Origin of the sequence: Erythrobacter sp. KY5, assembly GCF_003264115.1 — a bacterium.
Classification (GTDB): Bacteria; Pseudomonadota; Alphaproteobacteria; order Sphingomonadales; family Sphingomonadaceae; genus Erythrobacter.
This window is the reverse complement of sequence record NZ_CP021912.1, coordinates 1,163,022-1,185,371: the sequence shown is the minus strand read 5'-3', so window position 1 is coordinate 1,185,371 and position 22,350 is coordinate 1,163,022. Positions and strand designations below refer to the sequence as shown.

Annotated in this window: 21 protein-coding genes; 11 read left to right on the top strand and 10 right to left on the bottom strand. The window is 62.4% G+C overall.

Annotated elements, in window-relative coordinates; translation table 11 throughout:
* Positions 1-11 precede the first annotated feature (11 nt).
* From crcB to CD351_RS05650, 5 genes are read left to right on the top strand one after another with little or no spacing between them, the layout of a single operon-like run.
* The gene (gene crcB / locus CD351_RS05670; RefSeq protein ID WP_111991698.1) at positions 12-428 is read left to right on the top strand and encodes a fluoride efflux transporter CrcB; all 417 of its coding nucleotides are present in this window, start codon (positions 12-14) and stop codon (positions 426-428) included.
* Positions 425-1,630 carry an RluA family pseudouridine synthase gene (locus CD351_RS05665; protein WP_111991697.1) on the top strand — a complete coding sequence of 402 codons (1,206 nt, stop codon included), beginning with the start codon at positions 425-427 and terminating at the stop codon, positions 1,628-1,630. The genes crcB and CD351_RS05665 overlap by 4 nt, the downstream gene beginning before the upstream one ends.
* Positions 1,627-2,286 carry an HAD-IA family hydrolase gene (locus CD351_RS05660; protein ID WP_111991696.1) on the top strand — a complete coding sequence of 220 codons (660 nt, stop codon included), beginning with the start codon at positions 1,627-1,629 and terminating at the stop codon, positions 2,284-2,286. Before CD351_RS05665 ends, CD351_RS05660 begins: the two co-directional genes overlap by 4 nt.
* The gene (locus CD351_RS05655) at positions 2,283-2,537 is read left to right on the top strand and encodes a hypothetical protein (RefSeq protein WP_111991695.1); all 255 of its coding nucleotides are present in this window, start codon (positions 2,283-2,285) and stop codon (positions 2,535-2,537) included. The genes CD351_RS05660 and CD351_RS05655 overlap by 4 nt, the downstream gene beginning before the upstream one ends.
* Positions 2,534-3,232 (top strand): ATP12 family chaperone protein, encoded by a 699-nt coding sequence (locus tag CD351_RS05650; RefSeq protein ID WP_111991694.1) that lies wholly within the window; start codon positions 2,534-2,536, stop codon positions 3,230-3,232. Before CD351_RS05655 ends, CD351_RS05650 begins: the two co-directional genes overlap by 4 nt.
* Here the strand turns inward: CD351_RS05650 and CD351_RS05645 are convergent.
* The 4 genes from CD351_RS05645 to CD351_RS05630 all read right to left on the bottom strand — a co-directional run bounded on the left by CD351_RS05645 (position 3,229) and on the right by CD351_RS05630 (position 6,856).
* Positions 3,229-3,843 (bottom strand): ABC-type transport auxiliary lipoprotein family protein, encoded by a 615-nt coding sequence (locus tag CD351_RS05645; RefSeq protein WP_111991693.1) that lies wholly within the window; start codon positions 3,841-3,843, stop codon positions 3,229-3,231. The two genes, CD351_RS05650 and CD351_RS05645, sit on opposite strands and share 4 nt — an antisense overlap.
* A gap of 11 nt (positions 3,844-3,854) precedes the next feature.
* Positions 3,855-4,802, bottom strand: coding sequence for an MlaD family protein (locus CD351_RS05640; protein WP_111991692.1), 948 nt, complete (start codon positions 4,800-4,802; stop codon positions 3,855-3,857).
* Between the two features lie 62 nt (positions 4,803-4,864).
* Positions 4,865-5,740, bottom strand: a complete 876-nt coding sequence (locus CD351_RS05635; RefSeq protein WP_111991691.1) for an ABC transporter ATP-binding protein — start codon at positions 5,738-5,740, stop codon at positions 4,865-4,867.
* Positions 5,741-5,743: 3 nt separating this feature from the next.
* On the bottom strand, positions 5,744-6,856 hold the full coding sequence (locus tag CD351_RS05630; protein ID WP_111991690.1) for an MlaE family lipid ABC transporter permease subunit: 1,113 nt from the start codon (positions 6,854-6,856) through the stop codon (positions 5,744-5,746).
* A 133-nt stretch (positions 6,857-6,989) separates the two neighbouring features.
* Here CD351_RS05630 and CD351_RS05625 point away from each other — a divergent pair, with 133 nt between their 5' ends.
* The 5 genes from CD351_RS05625 to CD351_RS05605 all read left to right on the top strand — a co-directional run bounded on the left by CD351_RS05625 (position 6,990) and on the right by CD351_RS05605 (position 14,274).
* Positions 6,990-7,658, top strand: coding sequence for an enoyl-CoA hydratase/isomerase family protein (locus CD351_RS05625; RefSeq protein WP_162627625.1), 669 nt, complete (start codon positions 6,990-6,992; stop codon positions 7,656-7,658).
* Positions 7,659-7,711: 53 nt separating this feature from the next.
* Complete coding sequence (locus CD351_RS05620) at positions 7,712-10,609, top strand: valine--tRNA ligase (protein WP_111993615.1); 2,898 nt, start codon at positions 7,712-7,714, stop codon at positions 10,607-10,609.
* An 11-nt stretch (positions 10,610-10,620) separates the two neighbouring features.
* Complete coding sequence (locus tag CD351_RS05615; protein WP_111991688.1) at positions 10,621-11,541, top strand: serine hydrolase; 921 nt, start codon at positions 10,621-10,623, stop codon at positions 11,539-11,541.
* 192 nt (positions 11,542-11,733) lie between these two features.
* A complete protein-coding gene (locus CD351_RS05610; protein ID WP_111991687.1) occupies positions 11,734-12,471 on the top strand; it encodes a 7-carboxy-7-deazaguanine synthase QueE in 738 nt (245 codons plus the stop codon).
* A gap of 24 nt (positions 12,472-12,495) precedes the next feature.
* Positions 12,496-14,274, top strand: a complete 1,779-nt coding sequence (locus CD351_RS05605) for a TIR domain-containing protein (protein ID WP_111991686.1) — start codon at positions 12,496-12,498, stop codon at positions 14,272-14,274.
* 12 nt (positions 14,275-14,286) lie between these two features.
* On the opposite strand, the gene CD351_RS05600 is transcribed toward CD351_RS05605, so the two are convergent.
* From CD351_RS05600 to CD351_RS05580, 5 genes are all read right to left on the bottom strand, one after another.
* Positions 14,287-15,966, bottom strand: a complete 1,680-nt coding sequence (locus tag CD351_RS05600; protein ID WP_111991685.1) for an ATP-binding protein — start codon at positions 15,964-15,966, stop codon at positions 14,287-14,289.
* A 160-nt stretch (positions 15,967-16,126) separates the two neighbouring features.
* A complete protein-coding gene (locus CD351_RS05595; RefSeq protein ID WP_111991684.1) occupies positions 16,127-16,900 on the bottom strand; it encodes a TIGR02186 family protein in 774 nt (257 codons plus the stop codon).
* Entirely contained in the window at positions 16,900-17,814 is a 915-nt protein-coding gene (locus CD351_RS05590; protein WP_111991683.1) for a sulfite exporter TauE/SafE family protein, read from the bottom strand. The genes CD351_RS05595 and CD351_RS05590 overlap by 1 nt, the downstream gene beginning before the upstream one ends.
* Before the next feature lie 81 nt (positions 17,815-17,895).
* Positions 17,896-19,089: a hypothetical protein gene (locus CD351_RS05585; protein ID WP_111991682.1), complete on the bottom strand. Its 1,194-nt coding sequence runs from the start codon at positions 19,087-19,089 to the stop codon at positions 17,896-17,898.
* Positions 19,089-20,516: a glycosyl transferase family protein gene (locus tag CD351_RS05580; protein ID WP_111991681.1), complete on the bottom strand. Its 1,428-nt coding sequence runs from the start codon at positions 20,514-20,516 to the stop codon at positions 19,089-19,091. Before CD351_RS05580 ends, CD351_RS05585 begins: the two co-directional genes overlap by 1 nt.
* 96 nt (positions 20,517-20,612) lie before the next feature.
* Between CD351_RS05580 and nhaA the strand changes: the two genes are divergently transcribed.
* Positions 20,613-21,869 carry a Na+/H+ antiporter NhaA gene (gene nhaA, locus CD351_RS05575; RefSeq protein WP_174214248.1) on the top strand — a complete coding sequence of 419 codons (1,257 nt, stop codon included), beginning with the start codon at positions 20,613-20,615 and terminating at the stop codon, positions 21,867-21,869.
* A gap of 31 nt (positions 21,870-21,900) precedes the next feature.
* On the opposite strand, the gene CD351_RS05570 is transcribed toward nhaA, so the two are convergent.
* Positions 21,901-22,338, bottom strand: a complete 438-nt coding sequence (locus tag CD351_RS05570) for a VOC family protein (RefSeq protein WP_111991679.1) — start codon at positions 22,336-22,338, stop codon at positions 21,901-21,903.
* Between the last annotated feature and the right edge of the window lie 12 nt (positions 22,339-22,350).

The following is a 22,350-nucleotide window of genomic DNA, read 5'->3' as shown; positions in this document are numbered from 1 at the left end:
GCAGGCCGCTCATGAGCACAGCTTCACTCTCCCCAGCCCTTGCATCGCTTTACGTCGCCCTTGGCGGCGGGATCGGTGCCGTCGGCCGCTATCAGGCGGGACGGCTGGTTACGCATATGGCGCCCCACGGTGCAACATTTCCCTGGCCAACGCTTGCCGTCAACGTGATTGGCAGCCTTGCCATGGGCCTCCTGTTCGGCTGGCTCGCGCGGGCCAGTGTGGGCGCACAAACGGGGGAGACGCTACGGCTGCTGGTCGGCGTGGGCCTGCTTGGCGGCTTCACCACCTTCAGCGCCTTCAGCGCGGAAATGGTGACCATGATGCACCGCGCTGCCTATCTGCCCGCCCTCGCTTATGTCGGCGTTTCGGTCATCGCCGGAATGGCCGCTTTCATCATCGGTCTTGTCATGGGGCAGAGTTCATCATGAACAAATCCGCTAACGAAGTACGCCAGTTCACCATCTCCGAAGATGACGACGGCATCCGCCTGGACCGCTGGTTCAAGCGCAACCTTCCCAAGATCGGCTTTGCGACCATCTCGCGCTGGGCAAGGACCGGTCAGGTGCGCGTCGATGGCGGGCGGGTGAAGCCTGAGGATCGGCTTGAGGCCGGACAGGTTCTGCGCGTTCCGCCCGGCGGTGAGGACCAGAAACGCGGCCCCAAGCCGCGCCGTCCGCTGACCGAGGAAGAGATTGCCGAGGCACACGCCATGGTGATCCGCGAAACACCCAGCGCCATCGTGCTGAACAAGCCGCCGGGCCTCGCAACGCAGGGCGGCAGCAAGACGACCAAGCATGTCGACGGGCTGCTCGATGCCTTTGTCGATGATGAGGAGGAGGACGCTCCGCGTCCGCGCCTCGTCCACCGGCTCGACAAGGATACGTCGGGCGTGCTGCTTATTGCGCGCACACCGGGGAGCGCGGCAACCTATTCGCGCAAATTCTCAGGCCGAAGCGCGCGCAAGGTTTACTGGGCGCTCGTCGTGGGTGTGCCCGAAGTGCGCGAGGGGACCATCGACGCCCCGCTCGCCAAGCAGCCGGGAACGGGCGGCGAGAAAATGCATGTCGATGAGGAAGGCGGCCAGATCGCCAAAACCCGCTACCGCGTGGTCGAGCGGGCGGGCACGCGCGCGGCATGGGTCGAGCTTGAGCCGCTGACCGGTCGCACGCACCAGCTGCGCGTCCACTTGGCAGCGATCGGCCACCCGATTGTCGGCGATGGCAAATATGGCGGGCAGGATGCCTTCCTGACCGGCGCGATCAGCCGCAAGATGCACCTCCACGCGCGCCGACTCATCATCGGCACGCCGGAACAGAAAGGCGCGGGCGGCAAGCTCGATGTGACTGCCGACCTGCCCGAACACTTTGCCGCCAGCATGGAATCGCTCGGTTTCGATATCTCGCTCAGCGATGCCTCGCCCGTCCGCGACGAAGCGCCCGAACGCACGCCTGCGGAGAAAAAGCAGGCCGCCCGCCGACACGCCAAGCAATTCCGCAAGGACCGCCGGGGCGAACGCCGCACACGCGCGACGTCGAAGGTGACGGCGAAGAAGAAGGCGAAAGCTCCCGCGAAGGGCAAAGCGCCGGCCAAGGGCAAAGCGCCAGGCAAGCCGAAGGGTCGCAGCAGGTGACGCGCCTCGCCGTCTTTGATTGCGACGGCACGCTTGTCGATGGGCAGGCCGATGTCCTCTGGGCGATGGCGCACGCTTTCCAGAAGGCGCGGCTGCCAGAACCAGACCCCGCGCAGGTGCGCCGCCTTGTCGGGCTGAGCCTGCCGGTTGCAATCCGCGAACTCGCGCCCGAACAGGACGTGGGCAAGCAGCGCGACCTGACCGAATTCTATAAATCCTCCTTCCGCGCCCGTCGTGAGGAAGGCTTGCTGAGCGAGCCGCTTTATGACGGGATCGCCGACCTGCTGCGTGACCTTCACAAAGACGGCTGGAGCCTCGCCGTCGCCACGGGCAAATCGGATCGCGGGCTTGCCGCCTGCCTTGCAACGCACGGTCTCACCGACCTGTTCGTCTCGCTCCAGACTGCCGACCGCCATCCGTCCAAGCCTCATCCTGCGATGCTTGAAGCCGCTCTGTTCGAAGCAGCGGCAGAGCCCGAAAATGCCGTGATGATCGGCGATACCAGCTTCGACATGCAGATGGCCCGCGCTGGCCGGGTGCGCGCGATCGGCGTCGCATGGGGCTATCACACCAGCGAAGAACTCGAAGCGAGTGGTGCCGACGTGGTGGTGCGCGATGTTGCGGCGCTGCGCGAAGAATTGGAGCGGCCTTCATGAGCACCTACACCGATGAAGAGCGTGAGCGCGCGCAGCAGCGCTACGTCTACCTGCAACTCACCCGCTTTGCCTCGATCGGCGCGGTGCTGCTTGGCATTGCGATTGCCCGCGCAGTGGTGCCTGCGCCCTACTGGCTGGGCGTGGGGCTAGCAGTCGCAGGGCTGATCGCGTTCTTCTTCGGCCCACCGCTTCTAGCGCGCCGGTTCAAGGCCCGCGACACCCACCTGCCCGAAGGCATGGATAAACCGTGAAGCGATTTTACAAGTCAGTCGACACCCAGCAGGCTCCGGGTGGGTGGCAGGTCACGCTCGACGGGCGCGGGCTGCGAACGCAGAAAGGCGCCGGCCAGATCGTGCCGACGCAGGCGCTCGCCAGCGCATTGGCGGCAGAGTGGGATGCGCAAGGGGATAAGATCGACCCCGCATCGCTGCCCTTTCGCGACATGGCGGATTACGCGCTCGACATCGTGGCGGACAATCCCGCTGCGCATGCCGACAAGGTTCTCACCTATGGCGACACCGACACGCTGCTCTATCGCGCCGATCCGGACGAACCGCTTTATTCCCGTCAGCAGGAGATATGGGAGCCGATCGCAGCGCGCTTCGAAAAGCGCCACGGGATCGAACTTGTCCGGGTGAGCGGCATCGTCCACCGTCCGCAGAGCGAGGCGACGCTGGCGAAGTTGCGCGAAGCTCTCGGCCAGCAAACGCCGTTTGCGCTTTCCGGGATCGAGGCGATGACATCGCTTGCCGCATCGTTGATGGTCGCGCTCGAAGCGAGCGAGCCTGATGCCGACGCGCTGGCGCTGTGGCAGGCGGCGAGCCTTGAAGAAGAATGGCAGGCCGAGCTTTGGGGCCGCGACGAAGAAGCCGAGGAACGCCGCGTTCGGCGCGAGGCTGCGTTCCTGAAAGCGCGCGAATTCGTGCGGCTTGCGGTGGCCGATTAAGGCTTTGAAATCACCCAGTCGGCGACTTCGCCGGCGAGCGTGTTCGACGCGCGGTTGAGCGCCGGACCGACCGCAGACACTTCGGCCAGAACCCCCTCCTCGCGCGCTTCGAACCGCCGCGATGTGACCGTGCCATCGTCGCTGGTCAGGACCGCGTTGAAGCTCACCACAACCGACGAGGTGGGCGCATCATAGCCCATCTCAATGAGGCTGCCGCGCAGGTATCGCGTGGCGACCGTGGGCGAATCCTCGCCATCGAGCACCAGCATTGAACCGCGCGTGCGCAGCGTCTCGCCCAACAGGCGGCGGAACAGGCGCGCGGGCTTTTCGACCCAGACCGCTTCCTGCAGGTAGGCAATCTCGGTGTCGGACACGTTCACAGGCACGCGCTGCACGTCGATCTTTGCGGGGACTTCGGGGGTGAGCACCGCGATGGCGGAGGTTTCGTTACCTGCGCGGTTGTGCGACGCGCCCGAGCCAGCGGGAGCCATGGCGGTCGGCGTCAGGCTGAGCAGGCTATCGGGCGGTTCTGACCCGCCAACACTCACGCATGCCGAGAGCGCAAGGCTTGCGCCGACAAGCGCGGATAGGGTGAAGGCCGGTTTGATCATTTTCGCAGTTCTCATGGCTCATAATCAGGCAGCGCCTGTCCCCCGAGCAGCGAACCTGCCCCTTGCGTTTCGATCTGTTCGGTAATCGCGCGAAGCGAGCGGCTGGTGTTGCGCAGGTCGCGCAAGGTGGCTTCTGCCGCTGGTAAAGTGCCTTCGCGAAGCTGGCGCGCAGCTGGCCGCGTGTCTTCGAGCGTTGCCGCAAGCGCGGCTGCGGCGTCGTTGGCGCTGCGCAGGGTTCCGCGTAGTTCCTCTGCCAGCGCCGGACCTTCCTGATTGATCAGCTGATCGGTCGAGCGGGTCGCCTGCTCGAACGCATCGAGCGCCTCGCCCGCTTCGCGCAGCGCAATCTCGAATTCGGCAAAAGTGCCCTCAAGGCGCGGTGCTGCATCGGCAAGCTCATCTGTCAGACGGTTCGAATTGGCGAGGATACCGCGCAGGTTCTCCTGATTTTCAGGGCCCAGCAGAATGTTGAGGTTCTCGGTCAGCGTGGCCAGCCGCTCAAGCAAGAGCGGCGCGTTGTTTAGAAGCGCGTTGATGCCGCCATCCTTGGGCGGGATCACCGGGCGGCCTTCGGGACATGCGGTGGTGTCACAGGTAATCGAAGGAGCGCCGCCGCGCGCACCATCGAGCAGGATCGTCGAAACGCCGGTAAAGCTCGACTGGATCGTCGCCGTGGTTCCGATCAGGATCGGCACTTCGTCACGCACCCGGATGCGAACGCGCACGAATTCAGGATCATCCTCGGACAGCGCAATGTCGACCACCTGACCGACGGGAACGCCTGCATACGCGACCTGGCTACCCTGTGCGAGGCCGGAAACCGACTGCGCGTAGAAGATGTCATATTCGTTGACGTCGCCCTGGTTCAACCGGGCAATCCAGACAATGAACGCCGCCATTGCCGCAAGCAGTACGAGCGTAACTGCGCCGACCCAGAGGTGATTGGCTCTCGTTTCCATCGCGCTACCCTATGAACGCGCAAAGGCGCGCCTGTCCAATTTGTTGTGCAAGTGCCACTGGATTAATCCCCCCAATCGGCTGCGCGGCGTCCGGCGTTCAGGCGGTGCGCGGTCATTGCTCCGCGACCGCGCGGGCCGTTGAAATATTCGTCGATCCACGGATGGCGCGTTTCGAGCAATTCCGGGATTGTCCCGACCGCGATCACCTTCTTATCAGCCAGCACGGCCACCCGGTCGCAGATTTCGTAAAGCGTATCGAGATCGTGCGTGATCAGGAAAACCGTGAGACCCAGCGTCTCCTTCAATTCGCGCGTCTGTCTGTCGAACTTGGCCGCACCGATCGGGTCGAGACCCGCCGTCGGCTCATCGAGAAACAGCAGCTCGGGTTCGAGCGCGAGCGCGCGGGCAAGGCCAGCGCGTTTCCTCATCCCGCCCGAAAGCTCTGACGGGTATTTGGCAACCGCATCTTCCGGCAGGCCTGATAGAAGCACCTTGTAGCGCGCGATTTCCATCCGAAGATCGTCGGAAAGCTCGGGGTAGAACTGCTTAAGCGGCACTTCGACATTTTCGCCGACGGTCAGCGTGGAAAACAGCGCCCCGCCCTGAAACAGCACGCCCCAGCGGCAGCGCACACCGATATTTTCATCGGGGTCGCCATCCGTGATGCAGCGGCCGAGCACTTCGATCCGGCCAGCCGTGGGCGTCTGAAGCCCGATGATAGAGCGCATCAGAACCGATTTGCCGGTCCCCGATCCGCCGACCACGCCAAGGATTTCCCCGCGCTGGACCGTCAGGTCGAGCCCGTCATGCACAGCGAAATCGCCGAACTTGTTGACCAGCCCTTCGACCACGATGGGCGGATGCGATGCAAAGCGGTCGTGGTCTTCGGGGTGAAGCTGGGCGTTGTGCTGGACGGTCATGTTGCGTTTGTCTGCCATGCCTCAGCCCCAGCCGATTTCGGTGAAGAACACCGCGAAGAATGCGTCGAGGACGATGACGGCGAAGATTGCTGACACCACGGCCATCGTCGTGCGAATGCCGACCTGTTCGGAATCCCCTTTTACCTGCATGCCGTGATAGCACCCTGCAAGAGCGACGATCAGCCCGAAGACCGGCGCCTTGACAAGGCCGACCCACACATCGTGCAGCGGCACCACTTCCTGAATGCGCTCAAGAAAGGTGAAGAACGGAATGCCGAGCGAAAGGTGCCCCACCACCGCGCCGCCGATAATGCCGACGATCGAGGCATAAAAGCCCAGCACCACCATCATGAAGGTGCAGGCGAGGATGCGCGGGATAACCAGCCGCTCAATCGGGGAAATGCCGATGGTGCGCATCGCGTCCACTTCCTCGGTCAGCTTCATCGTCCCGATCTGCGCGGCAAAGGCGCTGCCCGAACGCCCTGCGACCATGATCGCGGTCATCAGCACGCCAAGTTCGCGCAGCGTGATGCGTCCGACGAGGTTGACGGTCAGCGTCTCCGCCCCGAATTGCGCCAGCTGAACCGCGCCCTGCTGCGCGATGACGATACCGATGAGGAAGCTCATCAGCCCGATGATCGGCAGGGCCGCCACGCCGACCATCTCCATCTGGCGCACGGTTGCTTTCAGCGGGAAGGTCGACGGATGGCGAAGCAGGCTGCCAAATCCGATCAGGATCTGCCCGAAAAATCCGACGACCCCGTAAATGCCAGAACGCGCGGCATAGACCTTTTCACCCATAGCCAGCGGCACACGCTCCCACACGGGCGTACGGTCAGGGGTGATCTCAACATCGCTAGATGCCGCCTCGACCGCTTCGAGCAGACGTTTGGCCGAGGGGGTGGCTCCGGTGATTTCGGCGGAGCGATGGCCTGCAAAGCGGCAAACGACCCAGGCGCCGACCGTGTCCATTTCCTCGACCTCGGACACATCCACACGGCCGATTTCGTCACCCAGGCGACTGAGTTCGCGCTCAACCTTTCCGATGGTGGAGACAAGCAGCCGGCCCGACAGCGCAAGCGTCGTTCCGCCGCCTTCCTCGTCGTGAAGCGTGAATTGAGCGCCGCCGTCCATTGCCTCAAGCGTATGCGCAACTTTGCCGCCGGGCTCAAGCGGTGTGTTGGTTAAATCACACAACCATGGTGGCAATTTGGTCGGTGGTGGGGCAATCGAAGGCATGAGAGGCGCGCGAAGGAGAGAGCGACCCATGCCCCATTTCAGCATCGAGCAGCGCGGCGATGTGACGCTGGTGACGCTCGACAATCCGCCCTACAACACCGTCCATGCAGACATCATGCGCGAGGCCTCGCGCCGGTTTCGCGAAATGGCCGCGTCAAGCGAGGTGAATGCCATCGTCCTGACCGGCGCCGGCTCCGATTTCACCCGCGGGATGGACCGCAAGGTCGCCGCCAGCCTGAGCGACGAAGCCCGCGACGAAACGCGCAAGGCGATCAACCACATGATGGCCGATATGCACCGCCTCCCCTGCCCGTTGGTCTCGGCAGTCAACGGCCACGCGATTGGTGCAGGGGGGATTATGATGCTGTGCTCCGACTGGGTCGTCGCGGCAGAGGGTGACTACAGGATCGGCCTGCCAGAGGCGAAAGCGGGACTGCCCTTCTCGACCGTGCCGCAGGCGATCATCGACCACTGGCTCGACCCTGTATGGCGGCGCAGGCTCGCGCTCACCTCGCAGCTGCTGGGGCCCGCCGATGCCATTGCGACAGGGCTGGTCGATGAGGTCGTTCAGGCCGACAGGCTGCTGGACATAGCGATTGCCCGAGCCAGCGAACTCGCATCGCAGCCCGGCTTCAAGGCCTGCAAGAGCCAGCTTCGCGCCAGAGCAAACGCACAAATCGACGCTCTGCTCGCCTGATCCCCTAAGAATTGTTGCGCTGCACCCACAGGCTTGGCATGGCTCGGCGCGATATGACCAATTCACTCGACACGACGTTCGACCCCGCCCAGATCGAGGCGCGATGGTACAAGCACTGGGAAGAAACCGGCGGTTTCCGCCCTGTGCGCCCCGATGCGGAACCCTTCACCATCGTGAACCCGCCGCCCAATGTGACGGGATCGCTCCATATCGGCCATGCGCTCGACAACACGTTGCAGGATATCGTGATCCGGTATGAGCGCCTGCGCGGCAAGGATGCGCTGTGGGTGGTCGGCACCGATCATGCGGGCATCGCGACGCAGATGGTGGTCGAACGCCAGATGGAAGAGCGCCAGGACAAGCGCACCAATTACTCGCGCGAAGACTTCGTCAAGAAGGTCTGGGAGTGGAAGCACGAAAGCGGCGGGACCATCACCAACCAGTTGCGCCGGCTTGGCTGTTCGATGGACTGGTCGCGCGAGCAGTTCACGATGGACGAGCACTTTACGGATGCCGTCATCAAGACCTTCGTCGATCTCTACAATGACGGCCTGATCTACCGCGACAAGCGGCTGGTGAACTGGGACCCGAAACTCAAGACCGCGATCAGCGATCTCGAGGTTGAGCAACAGACGATTGCGGGCCATTTCTGGCACTTCAAATATCCGCTCGCGGATGGTGTGAAGCTCGACGATGGCCGCGACTACATCGAGGTCGCCACCACCCGGCCCGAAACGATGCTCGCCGACATGGCGGTCGCGGTTCACCCGAGCGACGAACGCTACAAGAGCGTCGTGGGCAAGGAAGTCGTGCTTCCAATCACCGGGCGACGGATCAAGATCGTCGAAGACGAACACGCCGACCCGGAGCTTGGCTCGGGCGCGGTGAAGATTACGCCGGGGCACGATTTCAACGATTTCGAAGTCGGCAAGCGCGCGGGCATCGCGGCGGGCGACATGCTCAACATGCTCGATGGCGATGCGAATGTCTGCCAGACGGCGGACGGGCTAGTCCCTGACGAATTTATCGGCCTACACCGTTTCAAGCGCGACGGCGTTGATGGCGCGCGCGAACTGGTGGTTCAGCGCCTCAAGGAACAAGGCTACCTCATCCCCCACATCGCCAAGACCAAGAAGGGCGAGGAAGTCGAGCACGACGCCGAGCCGCGCCAGATCGCAACGCCCTTTGGCGACCGTGGCGGCGTGGTGATCGAGCCGTGGCTGACCGACCAATGGTATGTCGATGCGGAAAAGCTTGCCGAAAAGCCAATCGAGCAGGTCCGCGACGGCACGATCGAGATCGTCCCCAAGAGCTGGGAAAAGACCTTCTTCAACTGGATGGAGAATATCCAGCCTTGGTGCGTCTCACGCCAGCTGTGGTGGGGGCACCGTATTCCGGCATGGTTTGGGCGTGATCCAAAGGCAGATGAACGTGAGCCATCACACCTTTACTATCCGCCCACAGTCGACCCGATTTCCTTCGTTGCGCTGGATGAACACACTGCAAAGAAAAAAGCTGCTGAGCTTTACGGAATAGAACCAGACAGGATCTTCGTAGTAGAAACCTGGGACGAGGCGGTCAGTCACGCGCTTAACGACGAGGACCACTCGCCTCGGGAATACCTTGTCCGAGACCCCGACGTCCTCGACACTTGGTTCTCATCCGCTCTGTGGCCCTTCGCCACGCTCGGCTGGCCGGAAGAGAACGCGCCCCTCCTAGACAAGCACTTCCCCAACTCACTCCTCATCTCAGGCTTCGACATCCTGTTCTTCTGGGATGCGCGGATGATGATGATGGGGCAATACAATATGGGCGAGGCCCCGTGGCCGCGCCTCTATCTGCACGGCCTCGTGCGCGCGGCCGATGGCTCGAAGATGTCCAAGTCCAAGGGCAATGTCGTCGATCCGCTCGGCCTGATCGACCAGTACGGCGCGGACGCGCTGCGGTTCTTCATGGCGGCGATGGAAAGCCAGGGCCGCGACATCAAGATGGATGAAAAGCGGGTCGAAGGATACCGCAACTTTGCGACGAAACTCTGGAACGCGACGCGTTTCTGCCAGTCGAACGGCATCGGCGCTTCGACCACGCTCAAGGCTCCAACCGCGCGTCTTGCCGCGAACCAGTGGATCATCGGCGAGGTTCAGGCCGCGTGCGAAGAGATCGAGGCGGCGATGGCCGATCTGCGTTTCGACGCGGCGGCGAACGCGATCTATCAGTTCACCTGGTCCAAGTTCTGCGACTGGTATCTTGAGCTTATCAAGCCGGTCTTTGCCGAAGGTTCGGACCCCGATGCGCTCCCGGCCAAGGAAACCCGCGAGGTTGCCGGATGGGCGCTCGACCAGATCCTCGTCATGCTGCACCCCTTCATGCCCTTCATCACCGAAGAGCTGTGGCACGCACAGGCCACGTATCTTGGGGGTGAGCGCAAATACGACCTCATCACCGCCGCATGGCCCGACCCGCGCGCCGAGGTGAGCAAGGACGCGACCGACGCGATTGACTGGGTGATCGACCTCACCACCAATGTTCGCAGCGCCAAGAATGAGCTGGGCATCCCGCCGGGCGCAACGCTCGCGGCCTATGTGCCCAAGCCCAGCGCGCTCGCGACCAGCACAATCGAGCGCTCATCGGCAGCTATCGAACGCCTCGCTCGCCTGACCCCGGTGGTCCACGGCGACGCGCCCGACGGCCCGGCGATGCAGGTCACGGCTCTGGGCGATGTGTTCGTCATCCCGCTCGAAGGGATCATCGACATCGACGCGGAAAAATCGCGCCTCGAAAAGGCGCTCGCAGCCAGCCAAAAGGAAGCAAAGAGCCTCGAGGGCAGGTTGTCGAACGCCAATTTCGTCGAACGCGCCAAGCCCGAAGCGGTCGAGAAAGCCAAGGCCGACTTCGCGCACCATTCGGCAGAGGTCGAACGGCTCGAAGCGGCGCTGGCACGGTTGGGATAGCGCCTCCGACCATGTTTTCTCTCGTTTTGGCTATGGCGGCGCACATCGATCTCGGGGTCGAGGCATGGCTCGACCCGGATGACCGCGTCGATGTGTATGCGAGCCGGTCGCTGTCTTCGGACAGTCAGTTTCAAGCCGGAAGCCTTGCGAAATACACCTGCACGCTGATCGCGTTGCGACTGGCTGACGAGGGCAGGCTGTCACTCGATTCCAGTCTCAGCGACCTGTTGCCTGACTATGCCGGACCGGGCGCGCGTGAGATCACGCTTCGCAGCCTTCTCGCCAATCGGTCCGGCTTGCCCGACGACCTCTTGCCGGCTTTTCGCTCTGATCCATCCATCGCCATGGCCGATCTCTCCGCGATAGAAGCGGCCAACAGGTTTGCTGCAGGAGAGATCGATGCCGAGCGCGATTGGTCCTATGATCTGGGCAACTGGATCATCGTTCAGGCCGTGATCGAAGCTGCGAGCGGCAAATCCATCGAGCAAGTCGCAATCGACGAAGTGCTCAAGCCTGCCAGCATGTCGGCTTCGCGCTTCGATGCGGGGACGCCCGTCCTTGCAAATTCGCCCGAACCTGCCGAGCCGGTGCGTCCATTCCCGCCCTTCCTGAAGTGCGCCGGAGGTCTGGTCTCGACCCCGGTTGAATTGCTGAGAATGGTTGACTGGGCCTATTCGGGAGGCCTGTCGCAAGAGAGCATCGAAAGCCTCCACCAAACAACCACCGAGGAGGAGAACTACACGATCGGCGGGCGCGTGCGTGTGGTCTCTGGCAATCTGCTGAGCTGGCAGTCCGGTTCGAACGGACCGTACAAGTCGCAAGTCGTCTATGACCCGGCCACGGGCAGCGGATGGGCCGCCATGACCGCCTCCAACTCCTCGACCGAACTGGCCGAGGCGAGAGGCCGCTGGCTGGCAGCGCGAGGCCTGTAGAAATTTCCTACACAGGCAATTCATGCAATAGGGAGCGGCATGTTTGCAGCTATGCCCATCTTCCTTTGCGATGTTCGTCGGAACCGATCAGACGCCCAAGGTTACACTTTTAGCGCGCAAGGTTACACTTTGGCCGTTTTCGCCCTGGACCGTGTAACATGCGGTCCACTTCTCGGATAAGGTGCTGAAAACATGGCTGATCTGATCTGCGCCACGGATGACAAGGGAGGGGCCGAGATCTTCGCCTCGATCCAGGGCGAAGGGCCGAGGATGGGCACGCCGGTGGCCTTCATTCGCCTGTCGCGTTGCAACCTTGCCTGCGTATGGTGCGACACCGCCTATACTTGGCGTTTTGAGGGCGACAATCGCCCCCACCGCGATGGCATCGAGTATGAGCGCAAGGCCAATCAGGTCGCTCTCTCACCCGCCAAGGCAGCGGCCAAGATCGCGGCGCTGGGACAAAAGCGCCTCGTCATCACCGGGGGCGAGCCGCTGATGCAATGCGGGCCGCTGGCGGACATGCTCGCGATCCTGCCTGACATCGAAGTCGAAGTGGAAACCAACGGCACGACGCGGGCAAGCGCGCATATCGACATCCGGGTCGACCAGTACAATGTCAGCCCCAAGCTCGCGCATTCGGGCAACGATGCTTCGCTGGCGCTGATCGCCGAGCGTCTGGACGACTACGCCGCAGATCCGCGCGCCTTCTTCAAGTTCGTAATAGCCGAGCCGGGCGACGTCGCCGAAGTGCTGGAATTACAACGCCGTCACCGCATCCCGGCAAAACGCATCTTCCTGATGGCGGAAGGGACGACGAGCGAGGCCTTGCGCGCCCGTCAGGAATGGCTTGCACCGCTGTGTCTTGAGCATGGATTCCGATTATCGGACAGGTTGCACATCCATCTTTACGGAGACAGCCGCGCGACATAAGATGCATCGTAGGGGGCGAATTAGGTGGACATATTCATCTCATACTCACGGCAGGACCGTGAACGCGTAGGACACATAGCAGCGGCCTTGCAGGCGGAAGGCTATTCGGTCTGGTGGGATCGCGACATTCGCGCTGGTGAGGAATTCGACGACGTCATCGACAAGGCGATCAAGAAATCCGCAGCAATCGTAGTGGTTTGGTCCAAGACCTCGATCCGCTCAAACTGGGTCAAGGAAGAGGCCGAAGACGGCGTAGAAGACGACAAGCTGGTCCCCGCGCTGATCGACGAGGTCGTCATCCCGCGCGGTTTCCGCCGCATCCAGGCAGCCGAATTGCAGGACGCGAGCGAAAACCCGACGCAAAGCGCAAACTGGCCTGAATTCCTCGATTCGATCCACAAGATCGCAGGTCAGCCCAAAGGCGATAATGCAGCGGCGGACGGTGCCGCAATGCAGGGCCTGATGAGCGCCGCCGCCAGCCGGCCGGCACCAACACCCGCTCCGGCAACGTCGAGCGCTGGCGGAGCGTCGTGGAAACGCTTCGTGCCTGCTGGCGCTGCGGCCCTTGCTCTCGTTGCCGCGCTCGTCATCGCGGCGCAGTTCTTCAATCCGTTCGGCAAGACGCCTCCTCCTCCGCCCGAAGACATGACGCCCATCGTTCTTGGCATCTATCCGGAAGAGGGCTTCGGAGAGGATCAGCGGCTTGGCCTGACGTCGGCGTTGAGCGGCAGCGATATCGATGTGATCCATCTGACCGCGACGCTCGACGCGATGAAGGGCCGCGATGCGCCCGAACTGATCGAGGCGCTCAAGGCCAATCTGGAAAAGCGCAATGTCATCGCGATTGTCGGCCCGTCGATTACCGAGCTTACTCCCGAAGTGCTCAAAGTGGTCGAGGAAAGCGGGCGCGAACCGGCGATCATCCTGACGACTGCGGCGCCGCGACAGGCGATCGGGTGGGACGAGAGTTCGCTGCCGCTGTTTCGCGTCGGATCGGGCGTCGATGAACGGGCCAAGCAGTTCGCGCTCCTGGCGCGCAGCACGGTGACAAGCGGAACCGAGCTGGTGCTGCTCTACGAATCCGTCCCCAATTCGACCGAGAAGACCTATGGCGAGGTGTTCTTCGACCGGATCAAGGACAATCTGCCCGAATGGAACCAGTGGATGCGCGAGGACAAGGTCCACGACATCTCCTATCTGCGCGGCCGCATCATGGACAGCCTTGAGCGCCCAGCTCAGCAGCGCCACTTCAGTGAACGCAAGATGGTGGTGGTCGTCGGCCTGTCGAGCGACTTCATCGCCCTTGCGGTCAACATGTACCGCGCCGACCAGCCAGAGCGCGCTGCCCTGCTGGGCGGTTGGAACACTGGCAAGGCGGTGCGCGATCTGGGGCGCGAGATGGATATCCAGCATACCCGCCTGTTCGACATGACCGACGTTGTGTCGAGCCCGGCAGAGGTGCGCGGACTTCCCGATTCCCGCCGTTTCGAGAAGGACTTTGGCGAACTGGACGCGGCCAAGCGACAGGAAGCGGTCGCGTTCGATTCGGCATTGGTCGTGAAGCAAGCCGTTGCGCAAATCGAGGATGGCACACCGGTCACGGCACAGGCGCTGGTTGATGTGCTTCGCTCGCGTGATTTCACCGGGATCACTGGAGAAATCCAGTTCGCGGAGAACGGCCAAAATGCAGGCGAGGCCGGCGGGCGCTCGCTGCGCAGTCTGATCTATGACCCGGCACAGGAACGCTGGAGCGTGATCCCCGGCTTTGACGATATGCTGAGGACGGACGTCGCCAGCCGCTGAACGAAGCGGACTTTAGCCCTGACTGCGCCAGCGCAGCACGACCCGGTCGACGATCTCTTCCTCGCCGCCGCCCGATTGCCACAGCTCGGCAAAGCTCGGGTCTTCCGAAGCCGGTCGCTTGTGCTCTTCGAGCGTATCGAAATTGACCCGGATCGGGATTGCGACACCCTCCCCGCAGACGATGCATTCGCGGTTGCGCAGCGCCGGTATCGAATCGAGAAAGCCGCGCGAACCCTCGGGCATGGCCGAACGAACGAATGCCTGATCTCGGTCGTTGTTGAGACGCATCGAGATGATCGTACCGCACTGCGACAGCACGCCTTCCGCAAGGTCTGACGGACGCTGAGTGATAAGGCCGAGGCTGATCCCGTACTTACGCCCCTCCTTCGCAATCCTGCTGAGGATGCGGCCCACCGAAGAGCCATCGGCGTGCTTCTCATTAGGCACGTAACGGTGCGCCTCTTCGCAAACGAGCAGGATCGGGCGAGTCCGTTCCTCGCGGCCCCAGATCGCAAAATCGAACACAAGACGGCTGAGAACAGCGACCACGGTCGAGGTGATGTCCGAAGGCACGCCCGACACGTCGATGATCGAGATCGGCTTGCCGTCTCCCGGCATGCGGAAGACCTTCGAGATGAAGTCGGTCATCGTGTCGCCAACCAGCATCCCTGAGAACATGAACTGGTAACGCGGGTCGCCTTTCAGCTCCTCAAGTTTGCTCTTGATCCGCATATAGGGCGCAGAAGACGTCGCCTTGTCGAGTTTGCCCATCTCGTCCTGAAGCTTGGAGCCAAGGTCCGAGAGCAGATAGGGGATCGGCGAATCCACCGTGATCTTGCCCATCGTCTCGGCCAGTCGGTTCTTCGAACGCGCATGCAAAAGACACTTGGCGAGAATGTCCATATCGACCTGGCGTTCATTACCGGCACTGGTGAGGAGGACTTCGCAATGCTCCTCGAAGTTCATCAGCCAGTACGGCATCTGGAGGTTCGAGACGTCGAGGATCTGCCCGGTCTGACGGAATGCCGCCGAATACTCGCCGTGCGGGTCGATCATCACGATATGACCTTCGGGCGCGGCCTGACAGATACGGTGCAGGATCAGCGCGGCGCTGGTCGATTTACCGGTACCGGTCGAGCCCAGGAGCGCAAAGTGCTTGCCGAGCATCGCGTCGATATACAGGCCAGCGCGAATGTCGCGGGTGGGGAACACGGTGCCGATGGTGATGTTCGCACGCCCATCGCTGGCGTAGATCTGCTTGAGGTCGGCGGTCGTCGCAGGATAGACCATCGCGCCCGGGATCGGATAGCGCGTCACACCGCGCTTGAACCCGTGGATGCGCCCCGTCAGTTTCTCTTCAGCGCCTTCGCCGAGAAAGTCGATATGCGCGATAATGCCGTTTGCGGCGCGGCGATCCTTGCGCTGGTCGCGGACATTGGCCAGCAGCCATGCGTCACCCACGCGGATCTTGATCTGGCTGCCCACCTGACCGGCCAGGGCGATCGATGGATCATCGTCACCCATGCATTCATTGAGCCGCTGAAGATCGAGCGCAATCTGCGAACCCGCGCCCGAAATCTCCAGCACGACGCCGATCGGCAGGCTTGCGTTGTCTTCGCCTTCGTACTGATCGGCCTGGCCTGCGGCGGTGTCCGCATCCTGGTGGAAATCGTGGTTGCCCAAATCAGTCATGCGAGGGTCCTTATCCGCAGTGGGATTGATTCAACTTGGGGGCCGACAATTGCAGAAAGACCGACCCCATTTCTGACCTGTCTGATATGGGAGAGCGGGGTTAATATCGCGTCAACGCCACCCGCCAGAAGAGGCGATTTTCAAAGGCGCTTGAAGCGGCCTAAAGGCGAGCGAAAAGACGCCCGGCAAGCCATCCCATGCCCAGCGACAGGGCTATGGCAAGCAAGCCATAGAACAGCGACCAGCGTTCAGCCGCCTGAACCACGCGCCCCTCCAGCCCGACCTTGACCACCTCGATATCCGCGGTGGCGCTTGCGAGCACACGGCCGTCGGCGATCGCGAAAGTCTCTGCAGTGTATTCGCCGGTCGTGACGTTCGAAGGGAGAGCTATGCGTGCCTGATAAAGCACACCTTCACTGATGCGCACGCCATCGGCATCCTCTTTGTAGAGCCCCGCACGCTGGCGCATGTCGACCAGACCGCTTGCAAAGCGCGCCTGTTCCTCCGGTTCAATCTGTCCGGAAGGGCTAAGCTGGATGAACTGCGTACCAAGCTCGTAGATCGCAGCGGTGAGCGGGTCGACGATTTCCCCGACCGGACGCGAAGAGGCAACAGCGAAGAAAGAGGGGGCGGATCTAAAGTCGCTCGATCCCGCGTTCATCCAAATGCCGGCAATGCGCTCTTTCTCGCGAAGGCGGATGGGTTCGGTCGGTCCCTTCAGAACCACGACGATGTCGTACTGCGTGCTTGATCGAGCACCTGCTGGATCGATGACCGCGCCATAGAGAAGCAGGTTGGCGCCGGTGAAACCTTGCCTCACTTCGACGCGCGACTGGCTGACCTCGGGCACCAGCACGGGTTCGCGCTGGCCCATCAGAACAGGCGCGGCAATTAGGAGGGCGAGCGGAGCCCAAATGCGTTTGGGCGCTCTCATCACAGTGGGCTTACGGTGTAGATTTCGTCGGGCTGCACGCCGAGGCCGTAAAGCATCCGCAAAGCCACCGCGATGACGATCGCTGCAAGAACGATCCGCAGGATTTCGGGACGCGCCTTCATCGCGATCTGGGTCCCGAACTGCGCGCCCATAACCGATCCCAGCAAGAGCAATCCGGCAAGCACGATGTCGACCGCCTGCGTGGTGAGCGCATGGGTCATCGTGGTCACCATAGTCACGAACAGGATCTGGAAAAGCGATGTTCCGACCACGACATTGCCGCTCATGCCGAGAATATAGAGCATCGCGGGCACGAGAATAAACCCGCCGCCAACCCCCATCAGCATGGTGAGAATACCGACCAGCACGCCGAGGATCAGCGGAGCGAGCGGTGAAATGTACAGGCCTGACGCATAGAACCGGGTGCGGAATGGAAGCCCGGCGACCAGCGGGTGGTGGCGGCGCTTGCGCGGCTGGGCAGATGCGCCATCAGCCTTGCCGCGAAGGGCGTCGATGCTCTCGCGCATCATCAACGATCCGATCGTGCCCAGCAGCAGGACGTACAGCACACCGATCACGACATCGATCTGCCCCCACGCCTGGAGCAGGCTGAACAAGACGGCGCCTAGCAAGGCACCCACAACCCCGCCTCCGACCATCACCATTCCCATGCGATAGTCGACGCCCTTGCGCTTTCCGTGTGCGATCACGCCCGACACGCTCGCCCCGGTCACCTGCGTCGCAGCGGAAGCGGCTGCGACGGTGGGAGGAATCCCGTAGAAAATGAGAAGCGGCGTCGTCAGAAATCCTCCGCCCACGCCGAACAATCCCGAAAGAATGCCCGTCAGCCCTCCGAGGAAAACGATGAAAAGGCCATTCACCGACAGATTCGCAATGGGCAGGTAGACATCCATGCCAGTGCGACTAGCCCACCGGGAGTGGCGTTGGAAGCGAGCTTTGCACCCCTTCCCCGCCTGCGCTTCGAAAACGAGCGGTCAGAAGCGCGTCGAAACCGTCGCCGCAACTCCTGAGTTGGGTTCAGCATCGCCTGCGACCCGCTCTCGCCAATCGACCGAAATGCGCGCTGGCACGGTCCCGAGGGTCAGATCGAGCCTCATGGTGGGCCCAACGTCGAGCCGCTCGGCATCGCGCTGTGCCCCGCCCCATGCCGCGCCGCCAAGGCTCAAGATGAGCGGCCGTGTGGTTCCACCCCTGAACCGTAGCATCTCGCGGGTGACGCCGGCTTGCCCGTCGATAAAGAAAGTGTCGGCAGCGCCGCCGACATAGCCTGCCCCCGCATAGGTTTCGAGCGCGAGGTCGAGCGGCAGCTTTTGCGGCGCGATCTCGGTCACGGCATAGGCGGCGGGCCTCAGCTGGGTCGAAAAGCGATTGCGCGTCACGCGCATCTCGGCGGCCGTGCGAAGCGGGATCGCTGCGACCGGCCTCGCGGAAAGCCCGGCTGCAACCTCGGTCTCTCCATCTTCGACGACGGCATGATAGGTGCGCGCGTAGCCACGCGGATCGTGAGGCGAGGATGGCGCGAGCCGATATTGAAGGTTCGCTGCCAACTGGCTCGCACCGTAGACCGGAGCACGGCCTTGCGTGCTCGAAAGCGAGGACGAGCCCGACCGGAAGAACGCGAAGGCATCGAGCGACCAGCGATCAGCGAAGCGCGCGCGGTTGGTTAACACAGGCATTTGCGCAAGAAATGGCGGCGTCGCTTCATCAATTGCAGCTGCGCGTTCAGCCTGCGCGCTCAGACTGTTCGAGGCAAGGCCATCCAAAGCCGACGCACCGGCCAGGCCACGGATCGAAAGGTCCTGTCGCAAGGCAGCCGTAATCAGGAAATGATGCCCGGCGGCGATGTGCGTGTGCTCGGACGCCGATGCGAAACCGCCTCCGGCCCGACTTGTCGATTGTGCCCTGCCGCGCGACGCATCGGACTTTCCATCGGTCTGACCGATGGTTCGGCCCGGCATGTCGGCGCTGCGCTGCGCAACGCTGACCGCTTGGCTTTTCGGCAACGGCCCGCGTTCAACCAGCATTATCTGCGCGGGCGATAGTTCCAGTTCGGGCAGCGCGAAGGGGCTTTCCCAGACCGCGCTGCGACCTGCGGTCCAGCTCGAGAGAACGACAAAAAGCAGCACGAGCGGCGCGCCGCGCCTCTGGTTCGTTGAAACTGGCTGCATTACCGCGTTCCCGGTATCTTCGAAGGCTTGGCCAGTCCCTTGATCGACTGTGCCGGGTGGTGGCTGTGCGGCGTCTTGTCCCACGTTGCGCTATGCCCCGCGAAGGTGCGGGCATAGGCCAACAGGGCGCGTCTTCCTGCCATAATCGAGATCACATTGGTGACCGGAATACGCATCACCGCAAAGACACCTTCAGCCACGCCGTAATTGCGCGCGGTAAAGGCAAAGCGCATCAAGGCGCGCCAGATAAAGAACCCCAGGTTGAGGGTAAGGAGCGCAACTAGGGCCGGTGTGAGTGTCACAGGCTCGGTCCAGCCCGCATTCACCGCCGTCGCCAGCAACACGGTCAGCAAAAGCAGCGTGTAGCCAAAAAACAGCACGATCGCGGTGAGCGGCCCGCGACGGTCCCGCGCTCTCATCCAGCTCTCGGCTGCACCGCCAGCCCAGCCGGTTCGGTCCCAGCCCTGCAAGGCGATGCCATGCACCCAGCGCGTCTTCTGTCCGACCACATCGGCAAGTTGCGAGGGGAAGAAAGCGCGCGTTGCAATCAGCAAATCGTCCTCGCCGCGCGCGCGCACGAAACGACATTCGCCGCCAAGTGCTGCGATGTTGAGCCCGAGCTCGTAATCCTCGGTCAGCGAAACCGGGTCGAAAGGCAGATTGTTCGGACCTTGCTCGGCGAGCGTGTCGAGCATCGAACGCTCTACCCCGCACCCGACCCCTGCGGCGGGAAGAGCGGCGCCAACCGCGCTGCGCACGATCATGGCTTTCCCGTGGGCTTCGGCAAATTCCTCGCAATAATGACTACCCAGCCAATGGCGAGCCGCCTGCGGCAAGGGTTCGACAGGCAGCTGCGCAAAATGCGCCCCATCGGCAACAGCCCAGTCCAGCAAGCCCAGACCTGCCGGATCGACCATGTCTTCTGCGTCGTGAAAAACGACCATGGCAAAGCGTTCGCCTGCTCGGTCCTCGTCGTCGCGGATCGCCTTGTAAAGGCGGTTGAGGCAATCGGCCTTGGTGCTCGGCCCTGCACGATCGTGAATGACCAGTCTCAGGCGACTGTCCCCGCGCGCAGCGCTCATCGCAGCCTCGAGTGTGTCGATGTCATTGCGATAAATCCCGACATACAGCCGGAGCGCGCGCTGGGGCCACACGCTCAGCATATGCTGGATCGTGTCTGCAATCACGTCGGCTTCATTCCACGCAGGGATAACGATCGCGGCCGGAGCCGAGAGTTCGCTGCATTGAAGTTGTTCGCGATTTACCCTGCCGGTCCGGGCTCTCCCGGTCAGCTTGAGCCACAGCCATGATATGTCCACAGCGATGTCATCAAGCGCACCGATAAGAAAAAACACACCCGCAAATAAAAGCAGCTCGTGCTGGACGACTGCCAGCCACTGCCACAAATCCCAATTTTCAACGCTCAAGGCGACCCTCCTTGATGCAAACTGGGCCCGATTCTCCCCTTCGAGCCCGGTTTGACCTTGCACTCTTGTCAGGTTTTCTGAAAAGGGACACCCAACATGTCTGATAACGTCCCCACTTCGACCAACCCTCTCCGTCGTGTCTTTGCCCCCGTGCGAGCGCTGTTCGTCAGCGACGCATCGGCTGGGATCCTGCTGATTCTGGTAGCAGCAGCTGCGATGATCGCCGCCAACTCTCCCATGGCTGACGAATATCGCGAGCTGTTTTACGGCAAACTGCCCTGGACCCCGATAGAGAAGCTAAAGGACCTTCACTATTGGATCAATGATGGATTGATGGCGATCTTCTTTTTTGTCGTCGGTTTAGAAGTAAAACGCGAAATTATTTCAGGCTCGCTGGCAGATCCTGCTGCGCGACGTCTTCCGATGCTGGCGGCAGCGGCTGGCATGGGCGTCCCGGCGATTGTCTATCTTCTGGTCACCGGCGGCGGCGAATACTTCAATGGCTGGGCCATTCCGGCGGCAACCGACATCGCCTTTGCGATGGGAGTACTGGGCCTTTTGGGCAACAGGGTTCCCGCCTCCTTGCGCCTTTTCCTGCTGACGGTCGCTATTGTCGACGATATTGGCGCGGTGCTGGTGATCGCCGTGTTCTATACGCAGGGCCTCTATACCGAGTGGCTGGTCGCCTCGGTTGGCGTGGTTGCCTTGATGATTGCGCTCAACCGGATGCGCGTGGACTATTTCTGGCCCTACATCCTTTTGTCGATCGTGCTTTGGTACTGCGTCCTGAATTCGGGCGTCCACGCCACGATTGCAGGCGTTGTTGCCGCGCTCACCATCCCGCTCAAACGGCGCGATGGCAACTCAATGCTCGAACGCCTCGAACACGCGATTGCGCCGTGGAGCGCGTATCTTGTCGTACCGGTTTTCGGCTTTGCCAATGCCGGCGTATCGCTGGAAGGCATGGGCCCAGAAGCGCTGCTGGCGCCGCTTCCGATCGCGATTGCCGCCGGTCTGGTGGTGGGCAAGCAGGTCGGTATCTTCACAATCGTGTGGCTGGCCGACAAGTCAGGCTTTGCGCCGCGACCCGACAATGCGAGCTGGCCAGAAATCTGGGGCATATCGATCCTGTGCGGGATCGGCTTCACGATGAGCATATTCATCGGCGGCCTTGCCTTCCCGGGCGCGCCACTGCTGGTGGAAGAAGCCAAGATTGGCATTCTTACCGGCTCCGCAGTCTCTGCGATCCTTGGCTACATTGTGCTGCGCATGACGACGACCCACCCGGCTGAGGAATGCGACGACCAGGGCCCAATCCCTCAGGACACCCACCCCAACGACCCGCTCCGCTAGGCGCAGGCGGTCGCAGGGTCGTTTCGCGGGCTTACCAGCTTCCGGTGTTTTCCATGCTGGCCCAGGGTTCGCGTGGCTCAAGATTGCCTTCCTGCAGCAATTCCACCGAGATGCCGTCAGGCGATTTAACGAAGGCCATATGTCCATCGCGCGGTGGGCGGAGGATCGTGTGCCCCGCATCGGCAAGCCGCTGGCACGTGTCGTAGATATTCTCGACGCGGTAGGCGAGATGGCCAAAATTGCGCCCGCCATCATAATCTTGGGGATCGCTGCCGTCCTCGGGCGGCCAGTTGTAGGTGAGCTCGACCTCGGCGACGCCTTCCTGTCCGGGTGCGGCGAGGAAGATCAGCGTAAAGCGACCGGCTTCGACATCGAAGCGCCGCACTTCTTCAAGCCCGATCAGCTTGAAGAAATCGACCGTTGCCTGCGGATCGGTGACGCGGATCATTGAATGGAGATATTTGACCATGTGAGCAGTCCT

Coding starts and splice junctions, on each gene's coding strand:
- CD351_RS05590 (WP_111991683.1), bottom strand. CDS start 17,814: ATGGATGTCTACCTGCCCATTGCGAATCTGTCGGTGAATGGCCTTTTC.
- CD351_RS05615 (WP_111991688.1), top strand. CDS start 10,621: ATGTTTTCTCTCGTTTTGGCTATGGCGGCGCACATCGATCTCGGGGTC.
- CD351_RS05620 (WP_111993615.1), top strand. CDS start 7,712: ATGACCAATTCACTCGACACGACGTTCGACCCCGCCCAGATCGAGGCG.
- CD351_RS05595 (WP_111991684.1), bottom strand. CDS start 16,900: ATGAGAGCGCCCAAACGCATTTGGGCTCCGCTCGCCCTCCTAATTGCC.
- CD351_RS05570 (WP_111991679.1), bottom strand. CDS start 22,338: ATGGTCAAATATCTCCATTCAATGATCCGCGTCACCGATCCGCAGGCA.
- CD351_RS05600 (WP_111991685.1), bottom strand. CDS start 15,966: ATGACTGATTTGGGCAACCACGATTTCCACCAGGATGCGGACACCGCC.
- nhaA (WP_174214248.1), top strand. CDS start 20,613: ATGTCTGATAACGTCCCCACTTCGACCAACCCTCTCCGTCGTGTCTTT.
- CD351_RS05640 (WP_111991692.1), bottom strand. CDS start 4,802: ATGGAAACGAGAGCCAATCACCTCTGGGTCGGCGCAGTTACGCTCGTA.
- CD351_RS05625 (WP_162627625.1), top strand. CDS start 6,990: ATGCCCCATTTCAGCATCGAGCAGCGCGGCGATGTGACGCTGGTGACG.
- CD351_RS05655 (WP_111991695.1), top strand. CDS start 2,283: ATGAGCACCTACACCGATGAAGAGCGTGAGCGCGCGCAGCAGCGCTAC.
- CD351_RS05665 (WP_111991697.1), top strand. CDS start 425: ATGAACAAATCCGCTAACGAAGTACGCCAGTTCACCATCTCCGAAGAT.
- CD351_RS05585 (WP_111991682.1), bottom strand. CDS start 19,089: ATGCAGCCAGTTTCAACGAACCAGAGGCGCGGCGCGCCGCTCGTGCTG.
- CD351_RS05635 (WP_111991691.1), bottom strand. CDS start 5,740: ATGGCAGACAAACGCAACATGACCGTCCAGCACAACGCCCAGCTTCAC.
- CD351_RS05630 (WP_111991690.1), bottom strand. CDS start 6,856: ATGGACGGCGGCGCTCAATTCACGCTTCACGACGAGGAAGGCGGCGGA.
- CD351_RS05610 (WP_111991687.1), top strand. CDS start 11,734: ATGGCTGATCTGATCTGCGCCACGGATGACAAGGGAGGGGCCGAGATC.
- CD351_RS05645 (WP_111991693.1), bottom strand. CDS start 3,843: ATGATCAAACCGGCCTTCACCCTATCCGCGCTTGTCGGCGCAAGCCTT.
- crcB (WP_111991698.1), top strand. CDS start 12: ATGAGCACAGCTTCACTCTCCCCAGCCCTTGCATCGCTTTACGTCGCC.